The sequence below is a fragment of the Occultella glacieicola genome (assembly GCF_004353825.1).
Lineage (GTDB): Bacteria > Actinomycetota > Actinomycetes > Actinomycetales > Beutenbergiaceae > Occultella > Occultella glacieicola.
The window spans coordinates 21,372-36,170 of record NZ_SMNA01000015.1 but is presented as its reverse complement, the minus strand read 5'-3'; the positions used below and the strand labels follow the sequence as shown (position 1 = coordinate 36,170).

Annotated in this window: 11 protein-coding genes and 1 pseudogene; 8 read left to right on the top strand and 4 right to left on the bottom strand. The window is 70.9% G+C overall.

Translation table 11 applies throughout. The features are described from left to right. Positions 1-52: 52 nt before the first annotated feature. Positions 53-649 carry a HEAT repeat domain-containing protein gene (locus EXU48_RS22125; protein WP_133109875.1) on the top strand — a complete coding sequence of 199 codons (597 nt, stop codon included), beginning with the start codon at positions 53-55 and terminating at the stop codon, positions 647-649. Positions 650-651: 2 nt separating this feature from the next. On the opposite strand, the gene EXU48_RS22120 is transcribed toward EXU48_RS22125, so the two are convergent. Continuing rightward, a complete protein-coding gene (locus EXU48_RS22120; RefSeq protein WP_133109874.1) occupies positions 652-1,650 on the bottom strand; it encodes a LacI family DNA-binding transcriptional regulator in 999 nt (332 codons plus the stop codon). Positions 1,651-1,776: 126 nt separating this feature from the next. Here EXU48_RS22120 and EXU48_RS22115 point away from each other — a divergent pair, with 126 nt between their 5' ends. From EXU48_RS22115 to EXU48_RS22090, 7 genes and pseudogenes are all read left to right on the top strand, one after another. Next, positions 1,777-2,772: an ABC transporter permease gene (locus tag EXU48_RS22115; RefSeq protein ID WP_133109873.1), complete on the top strand. Its 996-nt coding sequence runs from the start codon at positions 1,777-1,779 to the stop codon at positions 2,770-2,772. Continuing rightward, positions 2,769-3,695 carry a carbohydrate ABC transporter permease gene (locus EXU48_RS22110; protein WP_133109872.1) on the top strand — a complete coding sequence of 309 codons (927 nt, stop codon included), beginning with the start codon at positions 2,769-2,771 and terminating at the stop codon, positions 3,693-3,695. Before EXU48_RS22115 ends, EXU48_RS22110 begins: the two co-directional genes overlap by 4 nt. A 63-nt stretch (positions 3,696-3,758) precedes the next feature. Further along, positions 3,759-5,387 (top strand): extracellular solute-binding protein, encoded by a 1,629-nt coding sequence (locus EXU48_RS22105; protein WP_133109871.1) that lies wholly within the window; start codon positions 3,759-3,761, stop codon positions 5,385-5,387. 42 nt (positions 5,388-5,429) lie between these two features. Continuing rightward, complete coding sequence (locus EXU48_RS22100) at positions 5,430-6,143, top strand: polysaccharide deacetylase family protein (protein WP_133109870.1); 714 nt, start codon at positions 5,430-5,432, stop codon at positions 6,141-6,143. Positions 6,144-6,247: 104 nt separating this feature from the next. Beyond that, the gene (locus EXU48_RS22095) at positions 6,248-8,164 is read left to right on the top strand and encodes a heparinase II/III family protein (protein WP_133109869.1); all 1,917 of its coding nucleotides are present in this window, start codon (positions 6,248-6,250) and stop codon (positions 8,162-8,164) included. Continuing rightward, positions 8,161-9,627: a hypothetical protein gene (locus EXU48_RS24650; protein ID WP_165962947.1), complete on the top strand. Its 1,467-nt coding sequence runs from the start codon at positions 8,161-8,163 to the stop codon at positions 9,625-9,627. Before EXU48_RS22095 ends, EXU48_RS24650 begins: the two co-directional genes overlap by 4 nt. Positions 9,628-9,665: 38 nt before the next feature. Beyond that, positions 9,666-12,071: pseudogene (locus EXU48_RS22090) on the top strand (family 78 glycoside hydrolase catalytic domain); the annotation flags it as partial. A 72-nt stretch (positions 12,072-12,143) separates the two neighbouring features. Here the strand turns inward: EXU48_RS22090 and EXU48_RS25210 are convergent. The 3 genes from EXU48_RS25210 to EXU48_RS22075 are packed head-to-tail and all read right to left on the bottom strand — an operon-like array spanning position 12,144 to position 14,793. Further along, a complete protein-coding gene (locus EXU48_RS25210; protein WP_235857202.1) occupies positions 12,144-13,046 on the bottom strand; it encodes an anchored repeat-type ABC transporter permease subunit in 903 nt (300 codons plus the stop codon). Beyond that, a complete protein-coding gene (locus tag EXU48_RS22080; RefSeq protein WP_133109867.1) occupies positions 13,046-13,816 on the bottom strand; it encodes an anchored repeat-type ABC transporter ATP-binding subunit in 771 nt (256 codons plus the stop codon). Before EXU48_RS22080 ends, EXU48_RS25210 begins: the two co-directional genes overlap by 1 nt. Next, the gene (locus EXU48_RS22075; protein ID WP_133109866.1) at positions 13,813-14,793 is read right to left on the bottom strand and encodes a choice-of-anchor M domain-containing protein; all 981 of its coding nucleotides are present in this window, start codon (positions 14,791-14,793) and stop codon (positions 13,813-13,815) included. Before EXU48_RS22075 ends, EXU48_RS22080 begins: the two co-directional genes overlap by 4 nt. Positions 14,794-14,799: the final 6 nt, after the last annotated feature.

Below are 14,799 nucleotides of genomic sequence, written 5' to 3'. Positions count from 1 at the left end.
CGCCGACGCGCGCACGGGCACCGGAACGGGCAGCGGCTGGCAGGCTTGGCGCATGGCCGACGACGGTCCGGACGACCCCACCGCCCACCGGAGTGTCTGGGTGGCCCAGGCCGAGCGTGAGCTCGGCACGGACGAGGTGCTCGGCTGGTGTGCCGACCTCCTCGCCGGCGCCGACCCGCTGGCCAGCCCCCACCCGCTCGCCTGGATCGGCGGTCGGCCCGGCGCGGCCCTGCCGACCGATCTCACCGGTCCCCGCGGGCCGATGTTCGGGCACTGGTCGCGGGTGTGGGCTGCTCGCGCGATGCGGTACTGCTGGGCGGAGGGCACCGAGGCCGCCGACGGCGCAGCGGCGGCGCTGGTGGGCGCCCTCACCGATGCGCACTGGCGGGTCCGGGAGATGGCCGCGAAGGTGGCCGGGTCACGCGAGATCGGCGCCGCGGCGGACCGGCTCGCCGCCCTTCTGGAGGACGACGTCCCCCGGGTACGCGCGGCCGCCGCCAAGGCGCTGGGCGCGGTCGGCGAACGCGAGCATCTCGCACCGCTCGCCGACGTCGCCCTCGACGACCCGGACGGTTCGGCACGCTCGGCGGCGCAACAGGCGCGGCGGACGATCGCCGCGCGGGTGGACCTACCCGCCGACGAGTACTGACGTCACCGCCGCGGCGGCGGTCCGGAGCTCCCACGCAGCGTGACCCGCGTGAGCGTGGTCTCCGGCGCCGGCGGCTCCGCCTCGCCACGGACCGCGGCGATCAGCCGCCGCATGGCGTGACGCCCGGCAGTCTCGCGGTCGACCACGACCGTGGACAACGGCGGAGTCGCGTACCGCATCAGCAGCATGTCGTCCCAGCCCGTCACGCTGATCCGGTCCGGCACGGCCCAACCGCGATCCGCCGCCGCGGACAGCACGCCGGCCGCGATCCGATCGCTGGCCGCGACCACGGCGGTGACCGGGGAGTCGTCATCGAGCGTCGCCATCGCCTTGATCCCGGTCTCGGGGTGCCAGTCCCCGGCCGGCTCGCCGTGCGACGTCAGGCCCAGCTCCTCGATCGCCCGCAGGTAACCGCGCAACCGCAGCTGGGCCGAGTTCCAGCCCTGTGGGCCGGCGGCATGCAGGAGGTGGCGGTGCCCAAGATCGGCCAGTGCCCGCACGAGTGAGGCCATCGTCTCGACGTCACCGGCGACAGCCTCCACCGCTCGCATCCGCTGGTCATACTCGCCGGTGTCGATCACGGCGCCGGCGCGATCCGTCGCGGCCACGATCGGCGCCACGGAGAGCACTCCCTCGACCTGCCCGCTGTCCAACAGGTCGCGAGCACGCGCGCTCAGCGCGGCGGCGCTCTCGTCGACGCCGATGATGACCTCGACGCGGAAGCCGCTGGATCGGGCCTCCTCGACGGCGGCCGCGACCGTCCGCTCCGGTCCGGTCATCGTGGGCAGGACGATCGCGACCGCTCCGGACCGTCTGGTGCGCATCGAACGGGCCGCGAGATTGGGCCGGTAGCCGAGCGCGCCGACGGCGTCCTCGACGGCCTTGCGGGTCTGCGGGCGCAGCGTCGGGTCGTCCCGCAGGAAGCGGGACACCGTCTGATGAGACACGCCGGCGTGCTTGGCGACCTCTCGGATCGTCGGACGTCGTGTCGGTTGGCTCATCCGCACACTGTAGTTGACGATGAGTGAACGATCACTTAAGGTCCCGAGTGAACGATCACTCAGGCCCGAAGGAGCGCCAGTGTTGGCACACGCACCAGGCTCACGCACCCTCCCGTGGTGCGCCTCATGACGGCGACGCGCGAAGCGCGAGCGTCGACCCCCACACCCACCCCCGACCCCACTGGAACCGGCAGACCTGCGCGCCGGGAGAGCCAGGGCTTCTGGGCGAGGCTGCGCCGCGACCATCCGGTGCTGCTCCTGGCCCTGCCCGGCATCGCGGTCGTGATCGTCTTCCAGTACGTGGCGCTGGGCGGCAATGTCATCGCCTTCCAGGACTACCAGCCGTACCTCGGCATCGGGCGGAGCCTGTGGGTCGGGTTCGAGAACTTCTCGATCCTGTTCTCCGGCGATCCGGAGTTCCTGAACGCCCTGCGGAACACGCTCTACATCACGCTGCTGCAGACGGTCTTCGTGTTCCCGGCCCCGATCATCCTGGCGCTGCTGCTCAACAGCCTGGTCTCGAACAAGGTCAAGCAGGCCGTTCAGTCCGTGCTCTACCTGCCGCACTTCCTGTCCTGGGTCATCGTCGTGGCCGTGTTCCAGCAGATGCTCGGCGGCGCCGGCATGATCAACAACTTCCTGCGCAGCCACGGCTGGGCGGGTGTCGACATCATCGGCAACCCGGACGCCTTCTACGCGCTCATCACCTCGCAGGTGATCTGGAAGGACACCGGCTGGGCCACGATCCTGTTCCTCGCGGTCCTCTCGCAGATCGACCGGTCGTTGTACGAGGCCTCGGCGATGGACGGCGCCACCAGATGGCGCCAGATCTGGCACGTCACGTTGCCCGGGATGAAGCCGATCATCGTGCTGCTGCTGATCCTCAAGCTCGGCGACTCGCTGTCGGTCGGCTTCGAGCAGCTGCTCCTGCAGCAACAGGCCGTCGGCCGGGACGTCTCCGAGGTCCTCGATACCTACGTCTACAACAACGGCGTGATCGGAGGCGCCTGGGGTGTCTCGGCCGCCGTCGGGCTCGTCAAGGGGCTGGTCGGTCTCGTGCTGGTCCTGGTGGCCAACAAGATCGCCCACCTCCTCGGCGAGGAAGGGGTGTACCGCGCATGAGCACCATCACCACACCACGTCGGCGCAAGACCGGCCGCGGCACCCTGATCGACGGCGTCCCGCGCCCCAGCCGGGTCGAGAGCGTCATCAAGGCGATCGTGCTGACGATCGCCTGCGGCCTGGTGATCCTGCCGTTCGTCGGCATCATCTCGACGAGTCTGGCTCCCGCGGAGCAGGTCAACAGGGCCGGCGGCTTCGTGCTCCTGCCCGAAGGCATCGACCTGACCGCCTACGCCTCGATCCTGACCGGTGGTGTCGTCACGCGCGCGCTGCTCGTCAGCGTCGGCGTCACCGCCGTCGGGACCGTGCTGAGTCTGACCCTGACCGCGATGCTCGGCTGGGCACTGTCGCGCCGCCAGACGATGGGCAACCGGCAGCTGCTGCTGCTCGTCCTGGTCAGCCTGCTCTTCAACCCGGGCATCATCCCCAGCTACCTGGTGGTCCAGCAGCTCGGCATGCTCGACACCCTCTCGGCCATCATCGTGCCGACGGCGGTGTCCGCCTTCAACGTCATCGTGGTGCGCGCCTTCTTCGTGGGGCTGCCCCAGGAGGTCATGGACAGCGCACGCATCGACGGCGCGGGCGAGTGGAAGCTGTTCTGGTACATGGGCCTGCCACTGGCGCGCCCGGTCCTTGCGGTGGTCGGGTTGTTCTACGGGGTCGGCTACTGGAACGCGTTCTTCAACGCGATGCTCTACCTCAGCGACTCCTCCCTGTGGCCGCTGCAACTGGTGCTGCGGACCTACGTCGTCGACGGCACCCAGCTCGGGGCTCAGGACCTCGGCGCCGAGGCGTCGCTACCGCCGCAGACGACGATCCAGATGGCGATCCTCGTCATCTCGATCATCCCGATCCTCATCGTCTATCCCTTCCTGCAACGGCACTTCGCCAAGGGCATGCTCACCGGCGCCGTCAAGGGCTGAGCCGGCCTCGCACCACCGCGTCCCGCAGAGCTGCGGACGTGACCATCCACAAAGGAGTCACCCATGTCAGAGATCCGTATCGCACGCCGGCAACTGCTGCAGAGCACGCTCGCCATCGGAGGCCTCGCCACTCTCGGCGGACTCGCCGGCTGCAGCAACGAGGGCCGCGGTGACGCCGGCTCGCAGGCCGAGAACAGCAGTGTCACGCTGCCCACCTACATCCCCAATCCCGACTTCGTCGCGGACCTGCCCGGCGAGAACGGCGTCAGCGACACGATGCTGGCGTACCCGGCCAACCCGCAGCCGGCCACCGACGGCCCTCCGGGCGACGGTCAGGACGTCTCCGCCTTCGCCCTCACCAACAATCCGGTGCCGCCGGCGATGGACCAGAACGCCTTCTGGCAGGAACTGAACGAGCGGCTCGGGTTCACGCTCTCGGTCTCCCTGGTCCCCAGCGGCGACTACACCGACCGGTTCCAGACCACGGTGGCCGGCGACCGGCTCCCCGACCTGTTCACGTTCTGGCCGAAGGGCATCCCCGGCCTGCCCTCGCTCCTGCACGAGCGCGCCGCGGACCTGACCGAACTGCTCAGCGGCGACGCGATCGAGAAGTACCCGTTCCTCGCCAGCATCCCCACGGAGAGCTGGAGGTCGAGCGTCTACGGTGGCCGCATCTACGGCGTGCCGATCGCGCGCGGGGCGCAGAGCAGCACCGTGCTCTACGGCCGCTATGACCTGCTCGAGGAGCAGGGAATCGACCCGGCCGCCCAGTCCTGGGACGACCTCTACGCCATGTTCGCCGAGCTGACCTCCTCGACCACCTGGGCTCTCGCGAACGTCCCCCTCCAGGTCATCCGGCAGTCCTTCGGCATCGCCAACGGCTGGTCGGTGGACGGTGGCACCTGGGTGAGCGCGAACGAGGACGAACGCCAGCTCGATGCCCTCGAGGCCGGTCGCAAGCTCGTCGCCGACGGTCTGGTGCACCCCGACACCACGTCCTCGGACAACCAGCAGCGGCAGGCCTGGACGATCGCGGGCACCACGCGGTTCGTCGAGGACACCTTCAGCGCCTGGCCGGCGTTCGCGAACCTCTCCGGCGACCAGAGTCTCGACCTCGACGTGATCCTGCCTCCGCTCGCCGAGGGCGGCGGCATGGCACCGATCTGGCTCGCCGGTCCGACGCACAACCTCACCGGGATCAGCCTGAAGTCGGCGGACCGTGCCGAGGCGCTGTTGGACGTGCTCAACTACTTCGCCGCTCCGTTCGGCAGTGCCGAACACCTCTTCAAGAGCTACGGCCTGGAGGGCGTACACCACGAGCTCGTCGACGGTGACCCGGTCCTCAACGACAAGGGCAAGAGCGAGACCCAGCTGGGGCTGCGGTACCTCGGCGAGGGGCCGTGGGTGACCTACATGCCCGGGCGGCCCGACGTCGCCCAGACGCTGTTCGACGTACAGACCGAGGCGGTCCCGACGGCGATCCCGAACCCGTCGGCCACCCTGTTCAGCGAGACCGAGTCCCGCAAGGGCACCCAGATCGGCACCGCACTGCGCGACCTCGAGGTCGACATCCTGCAGGGCCGCAAGCCGGTCTCGGCGTGGACCGACGCCGTGCAGACCTGGAAGGACGGCGGCGGCGACGCCATGCGTGACGAGTTCGCGGAGGCCTTCGCCGAGAACGGGGACGCCTGAGGCCTCGTTCGAGAACAGGTGCGGACGCCCGGGCGCCCACCGATGACGGAACCGAGCCTGCTGATGTCGTTCGACGACCGCACCGTCGATCACTGGTTCGCGCATCGGGGAGTGCTCGACGACGCCGGGGCCCGCGTGACGTTCTTCGTCTCGCACGCGGACCGGCTCACCGACGAGGAGACCGAGCGGCTGCAGGTGCTGCAGCGCGAGGGCCACACGATCGCGAGCCACGGCTCGCGTCATGCCGATGGACCCGGGTTCGTGGCCGACCACGGACTCGCGGCCTACCTGGAGGAGGAGATCGAGCCGTCGATCGCCGCCCTGGCGGAGCGCAGCCTGGGTCATCGCGACTTCGCCCACCCCTTCGGCCGGCACACCCGGGCGATCGACGACGTTCTGACGGGGCGCTTCTCCTGGTTGCGATCGACGACTCCGAGGCACCTCGACGAGCGGGCCCTGGCCGTGCTCGCCGATCTTGACGAGCCATCGATGCCGCGGGTCCTTCCGGCCCGCGGCATCGACGTCGGACGTCGAGGCGTCGCGAACCCCGACGACGGCGGCGTGCTGCTCCACGTCCTCGACGAGGCAGAGCGCACGGGAGCGAGCGTGTGCCTGTACGCGCACGACATCGCCGAGTGGGACCGGGGCCTGGCCCAGGGCCGCAACTTCATCACGCCCGGACGGTTGGGCGCGGTCCTGGGCGCAGCGCGGGACCGTGGGCTGGCCGCCGTCGGATTTGGGGTGTTGCCCGACTGAACGCGGACCGAACCAGCAGACGACCAGCAGACGGACCAGATCCCTTCCTCGACGGGCGAACACCTCGCTCGAGAGAACTCCACGACCACCGACCAAGGACCTCGATGCCTCACCCCACTCCGGCCGAAGCACCATCGATCGCACCGAGCACCATCCCGAACTGGGCGGACGTACGCAGCCGGGTCGCGCGGACCGGCTGGGCCGCCGACACCCTCGACGCGGTCCGTGCGGACTTCGAGCACTGGCAGACCCGTCTGCGCCTGCCCGGCCCGGACCAGGTCAGCGCCTGGACGCACCACTACTTCTGCGACGACGACGGCGAGCCGCTGCGCTTCGACTCCGCCCGCCCAAACGAGCACGTCTGCCCCGGTTGCGGGCGCACCTACCGCGGGGACCCCTGGGACGGCGCCTGGCGCACGCGGATGCACAACATGGCGGCCGCCCAGTCGCAGCGAGCCGCCCTGCTCGCCCGGCTCGGCGACGACGAGGACTCACGCGCGGCCGCCGGCGAAGCCCTCACCCGGATCGTGACCCACTACGCCTCCCACTACCGTTCCTACGAGCTGCACGGCGTCAACGTCGGGAAGGCGCGCGTGACGCCGCAGAACCTCGACGAGTCGGTGTGGATCATCGGGCTGCTGCGATCGGTCCGATGGGCAGGGCCGCACCTGGCCGAGTCCACCCGGGCCGCCGCGCGAGCGCTCGCCGCTGACGTCGCCGACGTGCTCGCGCCCCAGCTCGGGATGATCCACAACATCCACTGCTGGATCGTCGCCGCGCTCGCCGAGTGCGCGGTCGCCACCGGCGACGCCGAACTGCTGGCGACCGCGACCGACGGGCCGTTCGGGGCACGAGCCCAGCTCCTCGAGGGCATGCACCCCGAGGGCCTGTGGTTCGAGGTCAATCCCCACTACCACTTCTACGCGGTCAACGCGCTCCTGTCGTTCGTCGAGGTCGCCGGGCCGGAAGCGCTGGCGGGCGAGCCGGCCCAGCGCCTGCTCCGGGCCGTGCAGGCACCGGCCGAGCTGGCGTACACCGACGGCCGGGTCCCGGCCTACGGGGACGGCTGGCCGGACAGCTTCCTCGGCACGTTCGCCCAGACGGCCGAGGTCGCCTCGGCGCTGCTTCCCGGGGCGAGCACGGCGCTCGTCCCGCCGTACCTCGACGACCGGCCGGCTCCGGTCCAGGTGTGGTTCGGCGCCGGTCACGTCGCCGGCCCGTCGGGCGAGCGCGTCGGCCGCTACAGCGTCGGGGCGCTGGTCTTCGGCGCGGAGACACTCCCGGACGGCAGCGACGGCGCACAGCCCGGTTCGTTCGTGTGGCGCGGCCCCGGCATCGGGCTGCTGCGGAGCCGGCTGGCCCGCGTGGCGATACGGTTCGGCCCCGACGCGGGTTGGCACGACCACCACGACAAGCTGGCCGTCGACGTCGAGTGTGGGCAGTGGCGCAGCCTGGACCTCGGGACCAGCGGTTACGGAGCCGACATCACGGTGTGGATGCGTTCGCAGGTCGCGCACAACGTGATCGTCGTCGGGGACCGACCGCAACCACCGCACGACGGCGAGCTGGTGCACGCCGACGACCGCAGCCTGACGGCGCGCAGCTCCTGGAACGGTGCCGAGGTGAGCCGGAGCCTGGCCCTGACCGGATCGGGCTGGACCGATGAGCTGCAGGTCGTGTGCGACCCGGGAACCCCACTGGAGTGGCTGTTCCATGGTGACGGCACGATCGTGGCCGCGACCGGCGCCGCGGTCGAACCGCCCACCGACGACCTCGGGCACGCGTGGCTCACGGACGTCCGGGCCCTGTCGGCGCACGATGGTGCCGTGGACGTGACCTGGGACCACCCGGACGCGCCACGACTGAGCCTCACGATGCCGGCGGGCTGGACGGCGCTGCGCGCCGATGCCCCCGCGAACCCGTCCGGGCTCCCGCTCGGGGTCGTGGCCGTGCGCGGCCCCGCACTCGTCGGCACGACGACCCTGCGGGCGACCTTCGTCGTCGAGGCGGTAACGGCATGAGCACGCCGACGAGCGACCACTCGCTGGCGGCCGCCTCGATGGCGGTCCTGGACCAGTGGTGGGACCCGAACACCCACCTCATCACCGATCCCGCGTGGGGTCAGGCACCGCGGCGCGCGCGGGTACGGGAGACGGGCTGGTACGCCCTGGGGCTGCTCGCGCGCGGTCGGGCCGGGGACACCGAGCGGGCCGTGGTCGCGCTCGAAGCCGTGCTGGACCGGCAGCTGGACCGACCGGGGACACCCTGGCACGGCACCTGGCTCCGCTGGCCGGACGAGCCGTCGCCGGGCCCGGAGGCCCGGGCGTTCCGGGACTACGACCCCAACTGGCGTGAGTTCGTCGGCTGCACCCTGTTCATGGTGCTCAGCGAGTGGGAGCGGGTGCTCCCGGGCGAGCTCGTCGGGCGGATCGAGCATGCGCTCGAGCTGGCGGTCGCCGGGACCCGCGCGCGGGGGGTGAGTCCTCGCTACTCGAACATCGCGCTGATGGCCGGCTTCCTCATGCACGCCGTCGGGCGACGGCGGGGCGATCATGGCGACGACGCTCGCGGGCTCGACCTGATGGGGCAGGTCCTCGACCTCTTCGATTCCGGCGGGGTGTTCGAGGAGTACAACTCGCCCACCTACTACGGCATCGACCTCTATGCGCTCGCCCTGTGGCGCCGCTACGGCAACGGGACGCCCATCGCCGAGCGAGCCTGCGCCGTCGAGATCGCGCTCTGGCGCGACATCGCGGACCACTACCACGCGGGTCTGCGCAACCTCGCCGGTCCCTACGACCGTTCCTACGGCATGGACCTGAGCGCCTACGCGAGCGGGGTCGGCCTGTGGCTGTGGCAGGCGTTGGGGGAGCGATCGGCGTTCCCGGACGTCGGCGCGCCGTTCGAGCACCAGTGGGACCTCGCACTCGCTCCATCGGTTGCCGAGCTCGGCGTTCCTGACCTTCCGGCCGAGGTGCACGCCGCGCTCCGGACCTTCCCGGGCCGGCACACCCTCGAACAGCCGATCGTCGGCCGACGCGTCGCGTCCGCCGTGCTCGAGGAGCACCTCATGGTCGGCGCCGAGCACGTCGGTGGTGACCGGGGGAACCTGAACGACCAGTTCCACCCGTTGACCGCCCACTGGCGCGTGGGGGACGGCGTGGGCTGGCTCCGGCTGGTCAGCGAGCTCACGATCGACGTCGCCGTGTCGCCGTCCGGTGGCGACGGCGCCGAGGTCCGGTTGGGATGGCCGGCGGGTGGCCTGTTCGCGTTCCAGGTCCGAGCGGACGGGCTCGACGGCGGATCGGTGACGTCGCAGCGGTGGCGGCTGCCCGGGCTGGAGGTCGCCGTCGATGGTCCCGCCGTTCTGGAACAGGTCGAGCCCGCCCCCGACGGGACGTGGTGGCTGCACTATCGGACGCCACCGGGGGCCGACGGCGCCGGGATGACGCTGCGGTCGGCTCGACGGCCGCCGGCTCGTTGACCCGTCCGCGGGTGCCGGACGTCCGACCGTCCGGCCTGATGGTCGACCTGCAGTCCGAACCGGTCGGTGTGGACGTGGCCGGGGCCCGGTTCTCCTGGCTGGTCCCGCCGCTCGGCGACGGCATGCAGGTGCGGTTCCGGGTCCAGGTCGCCGCGGCGCCGACGTCGTTCGGAGCGCCGGTCTGGGACAGCGGGACGGTCGAGTCGAGGTCGTCGACCGCCGTCCCGTACGCGGGCCCGCGGCTGGAGCCCTCGAGGCCGTACTGGTGGCGGGTGCGTGTCGACACGTCGGTGGCCGGGGACTGGGCGGCGCCGTCCCGGTTCGTCACCGCGGCCGGGACCTGGGGTGGCACGCCGATCTGGGGGCCCGTCGTCGTCGAGGACTCCGGCGTCGAGAACTCCTGGGTGCTCCTACGCACCGAGTTCGACCTTCCGGAGGTGCCGGTGCTGGCGGCGTTCGTCGAGGCCGCGGGGTGCTCGCCCGAGGGTGGGCCGACGGCGGGGGCCGGGCCGCGGGGTGGGCGGCAGTACGTCTACAAGTTGTGGGCCAACGGGCACGTCGCCGGGCGTGGCAGCGTGCGCGCCTCGGACGCGCGCGCCAGGTATCACACCCACGATCTCTCGAGGGTCCTGCGGCCGGGCGGGAACGCGCTGGCGGCGTTGTGCTGGGCCGAGCACGGTCGGCAGTTCGTCGCACGACTTGTCGTGGTGCTCGCCGACGGTCGCCGCATCGAAGTACCCACCTCCACCCGGTGGCGGGCCGCGAGCGGGGCGACGATGCTCCCCGGGACGACGGACGTCGGCGGCGGGTGGTACCGCGCCCCCCGCGAGGACTGGGACCTCAGGCACGAACCCGTGGGTTGGACCGAGCCCGGGTTCGACGACGGCGACTGGGCACCGGCCCTCGCGCGCGGGGCGCCGCCCGGTCCGGCCCCGGCGATCGTGAGCATCGAGCAGAGCGTCGGCGAGGTCGCCGAGGCGGCCCGCCGGCCGGACGGCCGCTGGTTCGTCGACCTCGGCCGCGAGATCGTCGGCGGGATCCGCCTCGACATCGACGGCACCGCCGGCACTGCGGGGGTGCGCGTGCAGGTGCGCCTCGGCGAGGAGCAGGAGGACGGACGCGTCCGGTTCCGGATGCGGACGGGCAACGTCTACGAGGACGTCTGGACGTTGCGTGAGGGTCCGCAGTCGGTGGAGCACTGGGGGTACCGGGCGTTCCGCTACGTCGAGCTCGCCGCGGACCCGGCGCTCGACCTGACCCACGCGGTCAGGCCCGTCGTGCTCCACTCCCCCTATGTGGGCGGTGCTGCGTTCTCCTCCTCCGACCCGGATCTGGACCGCGTGTGGGAGCTCTGCCGGTACTCGATCGAGGCCACCTCGCTCGACGTGTACCTCGACACCCCGGCCCGAGAGCGCGGCCCGTACGAGGGAGACGCGTACGTGAACCAGCTCTCCCAGTACGCGGTCGAGCGCAGCTACGCGCTGGCACGCTACTCCGGCGAATACCTCACCCGGCGCTCCACCTGGCCGTCCGAGTACCACCTGATGCCGGTCCTGATGGCCTGGGAGGACTACGTCGCCACCGGGGACGACCGGCAGCTGCGCACCGACTTCGACCTCTGGCAAGGACTCAACTACGACGACCACCTCGGTGGGAACGGCCTGCTGCGCAAGGAACCGGGACCGACCAGCGGATGGGACTCCGACCTCGTCGACTGGCCGGCCACCTACCGGGACGGGTACGAGTTCACCGAGGTGAACACGGTCCTGAACGCCTTCCAGGCCGCCGCCTACGCTGCCCTCGCCCGGATCGCCGAGGTCATCGACCGTGCGGACGAGGCCGCCCACTACAGTGCCCTGGCCGACCGGATGGCCACCGCCGTCAACTCGCTGCTGCTCGACGCGTCCGCCTACCGTGACGGGCTGGGTTCGACCCATCACAGCCAACATGCCACGGCGTTCCCGGTCGCTCTCGGCCTCGCTCCTGCCGACCGGCTCGCGGGGCTCGGTGACTTGCTCTGCCGCGGCGGCATGAGGATGAGCGTCTACGGTGCCCAGTTCCTCCTGGAAGCCCTCTGCCGGGCGAGCCGGAGCGACCAGGCACTCGCGCTCATGTCCGCGTCCGGGCCGAACAGTTGGCTGCACCTGATCGACGACCTCGCGGCCACGATCGTCCCCGAGGCCTGGGATCCGTCCTTGAAGCCCAACATGACCTACTCCCACGCCTGGGGGTCCGCTCCGGTCAACGTGATCGCTCGATGGATCCTCGGGGTGCGTCCGGAGGCGCCCGGGGCTGCACGCCTCGTGATCGAACCGCGTCCCGGTCCTCTCGGCCGCATGTCCGGGACGGTCCCGACCATCCGGGGCCCGGTCACGGTCGACTACGACCGCAGCCGTGGCCACCTTCGCGTCACCACGCCGCCGAACACGACCGCCCGCGTCATCCTCCACCGCGGCGACCTCGTCCCGGCCGAGCCGATCACCGTCGAGGCACCGGCGGAGTCCATGATCACCCGGTCATCCGACCGGATCGAGATCACGAACGTCCGCGCGGGCGTGGTGGACGTGCGCTGGGAGGATCCTGCCGAGCATCCCGTGCTTGGGGGCGATCGCCCAGGTGATCAGGAACAACACGGTCGAGGTCAGCACGATCGTGCCTCCGGTCGGCAGGTCGAGTGACCAGGACAGGTAGACGCCGATGAGCGCGGCCGCAGCCCCGAGGACCGGGGCAAGCACCATCATGAGGCCGAGGCGATCGGTCAGCAGCCGGGCCGTAGCCGCCGGTGTGATGAGCAGCGCGAGCACGAGGATGTTCCCGATGGTCTGCACGGAGACGACGACGGCGATGGTCACCATGACGTACAACGTCAGGTCGATCGCGAACACGGGTAGGCCCATCGACCGGGCCATCTCACGATCAAGACTCGCCGCCACGATCTCCTTGTGGATCGCGAGCGCGGCCAGAAGCAGGACCGCACCGGCGCCCGCGACCGTGTAGACGTCCTCGTCGGGGATGCCCGTGATCGACCCGAACAGGAAGCTCTGCAGCGATCCCGCGTATCCCGGCGACCGGGAGATGATCACGATGCCCAAGGCGAACGCGGCGGCAAAGAAGATGCCGATGACACTGTCCTCCTTGAGCCGACGGTTCTGTGAGAACACGGCCACCAGCACGGCGGTCAGCACACCCGCGACCATCCCCCCGAGCACCAGGGACCCCTGCAGCACGAACGCGACGGCCAGGCCCGGAAACACGGCGTGGGCAACGGCGTCGCCGATGAACGCCATGCCCCGCAACACCACGTAGCACCCGATGACCCCGCAGACCACAGAGGACATGACGGCGATCAAGAGCGCCTTGGGCAGGAACGTCAGCAGCGGGTTGGACAGGTCCGCGAGGAACTCGGTGAAGGACAACATCACGACACCCCCAGCTGGGTCAGCAGGGGCGATCCCGTACGGAAGCCGAAGGTACGGATCCATACGTCGGGGTCGGTCAACTCCTGTGGTGGGCCGTCCGCGATCACGGTTCGGTTGATCAGGCACAGCCGCGAGCACGCGTGCCGGGCCCCGGTGAGGTCATGGGTGGTCATCAGCAGGGCCCGGCCCTCGGAACTGAGATCGAGGAACAGATCGGTCAGGAGTTCCTGCGTCGGAATGTCCAGGCCGGTGAAGGGCTCGTCGAGCAACAACAGCCTCGGGCGCAGCGCCAGCGCCCTGGCCACGAGCACCCGCTGGCGCTGCCCACCGGACAGTTCCCCGACGGTCCGATGACGAAGGTCGGTCATCCGCACCTTGTCGAGTGCTTCGCGCACGGCCCGATAGTCATCCACGCCAGGCCGACGCAGCCACCCGATCGAGCCGACTCGTCCGGTCAGCACCACACCCTCGACGCTGATCGGGAAGTCCCAGGAGAACTCGTGCCGCTGTGGCACGTAGCCGACCTGGGTCCGTGCACGGCGGGAGGTGTCGCCGTCGATGCGAACGGCGCCGGCTCGGGTGCGCACGAGCGCCAGCACGGCGCGCAGCAGCGTGGTCTTGCCCGCCCCGTTCGGACCGACCAGCCCGACGAGCTCGCCGGCGTCCACGTCGAGGCTGACGTTGTGCAGGACCGGTCGGCCGCCAAGATCCACCGCCAGGTCCTGCACCCGCAGTGCGGGCGTCGCGCCGGGCCTGGGCCGCGTGCTCACTCCGACTCCGACTCGGCCTGGCGCCGCGCTCGCCGCGAGCGCAGTCCCCCGACGATGGCTGCGGCGGCCACGACCATCAGTGCCCCGCCCCCGGCAACGACGGCGATCGGTGGTCCGCCCGTGTCGCCGGCGGCATTCGTGCCTGAAGATCCAGAGTCGCTCGGGTCCGAGTCATCCGAACTGTCGAGGCCCACCGAACCGTCGGGGTCGGCCACGGCTCCCGCCGCGTCCCACTCCGATCCGAAGAGTGCCTCGGGATCAGCGGCGGTACCGACGGCGAATCGGAGCAGGCTACGGTCACTGACCGAGGTGCCGTCGGTCAGTTCCGCGAGCACCTCGACGTCCATGAGATAGGCGCCGGGCTCGGTGAAGACCCAGTTGCCGTGCACGTGGGTGTTGGCGTCGGCCCAGATGTCCTGGGGTTCCGGATCGTCGGACGTCCACAGCAGCTGAGGGGGGTCGAAGTTCCCGCTCTGCAGGAACAGCGTGAACTGGCCCGGTCCCTGCGCGCCGTGGAACCGCAGGGTCATCCCACCGGCCAGTTGTGAGACCACCTCGGGGTCCTGGCTGTTCCAGCCGACCCACACGACCTCGGTCAGTTGGGTCTGTGGGATGACGTAGACCTCGGACCCCGGCTCCGCGTCGATGAAGTCGAACTCCTCCTCCGCGGGAGCCGGCAGGATCGAGTCGTCGAGCAGGTGGAACACCACGTCCTGTGGATACCGCCACACCGGGGGTGCCTGGGAGTCGTCGCGGATCTGCAGCTGCCATGTGCCGCCCGGCAGCCGTGGCCCGATGTCGAGATGGCCGGAATCGACCACGACCTGCCCCTGTCCGAGAGCTTCATCGGGATCCACGGTCTGGTCGAGGTCATCCGCGGTGTCGGCCACCGCGCTGGGAACGGCGGTGGTTCCTATCAGTGCCACGGCGGTCAGGGCAAGGGCAAGCCGCCTGCGGCGGACGTTCGGGGGAATCACGGAACT